Origin of the sequence: Dietzia sp. SLG310A2-38A2 (assembly GCF_014145095.1) — a bacterium.
Classification (GTDB): domain Bacteria; phylum Actinomycetota; class Actinomycetes; order Mycobacteriales; family Mycobacteriaceae; genus Dietzia.
Genome location: NZ_JAALDX010000383.1, coordinates 1 through 2357, shown reverse-complemented (window position 1 = coordinate 2357; position 2357 = coordinate 1). Strand labels below are relative to the sequence as shown.

Below are 2357 nucleotides of genomic sequence, written 5' to 3'. Positions count from 1 at the left end.
CCCCGGGGGCACCGGGCTGGCTCGCGGACCTCCGCGCCGCCGGGGCCGCCGGGCTGGAGGTCAGACCCTCCGGCTGAGCCCGGTGACGTCGAGGATGAAGCCGTCGGAGTCGACGGTCGCGCTCGTGGCCGCGGTGGCCGTGATCCCGTGGACCATCTCGTCGTCGCTGGAGAAGGTGACCGAGTCCTCGGTGACGTCGAGCGTCAGGGAGTCCACCGAGAGCACCCGCTGCTCCGTTGAACCGGGCTGCGAGTGCAGCCCGAGCCGTCGGCTGATGACGCTGGCGAAGAACACGCTGAACGTCACGTCCACGTCGACCACCCCGTCGCCGCCCACGCGGGAGCGGATGTCGGAGGTGTCATCCAGCAGCCAGGACCCCTCGGCGTCGCGGACCAGGTCGATGGTGCGCTCGTACTCCTCGGTGGAGACGGTCAGCTGCACCCGGTGAGGGGCCAGATCCGATCCGATCTCCACCTGGTACTCCAGCGTGAACGCCTGGTGGTCGGGATGCGCGGCGGCGACGATCCGGCCCCGGGCGCGGGAGGACTCGCCCTTCCGGACGATTCTCACCTGCTCGATCACCCTGCCGGTCTCGGAGATCCACGTGTACATGCAGGGAGCCGAGGCGCGCGGCGCTTCGACCTCCGGCGAGGGCGTCTGGGAAGCGTTCACCCCTCCTACGGTAGGAAAATCTCCACCGAAACGCACATCAATGGCCCATTGCGGTGACCCTGGGGTCACCTCGGGCGCAGCTCCACGCGCGCGCGCCGCCACGGATAGAGGGTCACGTTCCGCGCCCTGGGCCACTCGCGGCCGCTGCCCACGCGGCCGAGCCGGTACCGCTCCAGCACCTGCCGCAGGATCACCTCGCCCTCCATCATCGCGAAGGACGCACCGATGCACCGGCGGGCACCACCGCCGAAGGGCAACCACGTGGTGGGGGTGGGGACGTCGCCGAGGAAGCGGCCGGGGTCGAACTCCGTGGGCGCGGGGTAGGCGGCCGGCGCGCGGTGGGCCAGGATGATCGACGGCGAGATGGTCATCCCCTTGGGGTAGGTGCGGCCGCCGACGGTGGCGGGTTCCTGCAGCTCCCGCATCACCATCGGGACCACGGGGTGCAGCCTCAGGGACTCCTTGAGCACGGCGTCCAGGTACTCCGTGTCGCCGGCGGCGATCTCGGACACACAGCGGTCCTGGATCCCGGGATGCCGGGCCAGCTCGAGCACCGACCACGCCATGGCGGTGGCCGTGGTCTCGTGTCCGGCGGCCACCAGGGTCATCAGCTGGTCGCGCAGCTCCTGATCGGTCAGCCCCTGCGCGTCCTGGGCGGACGCCCGCACCAGCAGTGCCAGCAGATCCCGTCGCCCGGACAGCGCCGGGTCCCGGCGGGTCGCCTCGATCTCCTCGCCCAGGAAGTCGTGGATCGTCGCGAGGTCCCGGACCTGCCGGCTCCACGGCCGGAACCGACGCAGCGGCAGGATGCCCATGCCGATCATCACCACCGGCCCGGCGTCCACCGCCCGCGCCACGATCGGCCTGATCCGGTCGAGGCGGGCCGAGTCCGTCACCCCGAACACCACGCGCAGGATCACCTCGAGCGTGAGCTCGTTGAACAGGATGTGTGCACGGACCCGGCCCGAGCGCGGCCAGCGATCCAACTGCTCGGTCGTGACCTCCTCGACCAGCGAGCGGTACCCCTCGATCTCGCGGCGCCCGAACGCCGGCGCGAGGAGCCGGCGGGCACGCGCGTGCTCGTCGCCGTCCTGGAGGAGGAGAGAGTGCTCCCCCAACAGCGGACGCAACAGCTCGTTGCCCTTGCCGGCGTGGAAGACCGACGGCGAGCCCGCGAAGACGTCCTTGACGTCGGCGGGATCGGCGACGGCGACCACCGTCCGCCCCTGGGCATCAGGTCGAGCTTGAACGGCACCCCGTACCGCCTGGCGGCCGCCGGGAAGACGACCGCGGGAGCCGAGAGTGTGAGCAGGGCCTGCACCAGGCCGGGTAGCCGTGGGCCGGAGGGAACGCCGTCGTCAGAGGTCACACTGTCCATGGTGACACCGTAGGAGTCGACAGGTGTCGCCGCAGCCGGACCGGCGAATACCGGAGCCGGCTACCCCGCAGTCGCCGGACGTTCACCGAGATCGTCACCTCGCCGCGATGGTCAGCGACTACCGTGAGCCCATGGCCCTGCTCCCCGTGGACCTGGACTCGACGCCCGACGACATCGCCTCCCTCCTCGCCGTGGACGCCGCCGTGCGCGCCGCGGTGGGCCTGGAGCACTCCCCGCCCACGCCCTCGGCCCTGCACTGGGCGGGCGCGGAGGGGATGTGGATGGCCCTCGTCCGGCCCGGCGAGGG

The 2357-nt window shown here is 71.7% G+C and carries 2 protein-coding genes; both read right to left on the bottom strand.

Translation table 11 applies throughout. From position 1 onward, the window contains the following. Window positions 1-60 precede the first annotated feature (60 nt). Window positions 61-672 (bottom strand): putative glycolipid-binding domain-containing protein, encoded by a 612-nt coding sequence (locus tag G6027_RS13430; protein WP_346995733.1) that lies wholly within the window; start codon window positions 670-672, stop codon window positions 61-63. Between the two features lie 65 nt (window positions 673-737). After that, window positions 738-1889, bottom strand: coding sequence for a cytochrome P450 (locus G6027_RS13425; RefSeq protein ID WP_182637606.1), 1152 nt, complete (start codon window positions 1887-1889; stop codon window positions 738-740). Window positions 1890-2357: the final 468 nt, after the last annotated feature.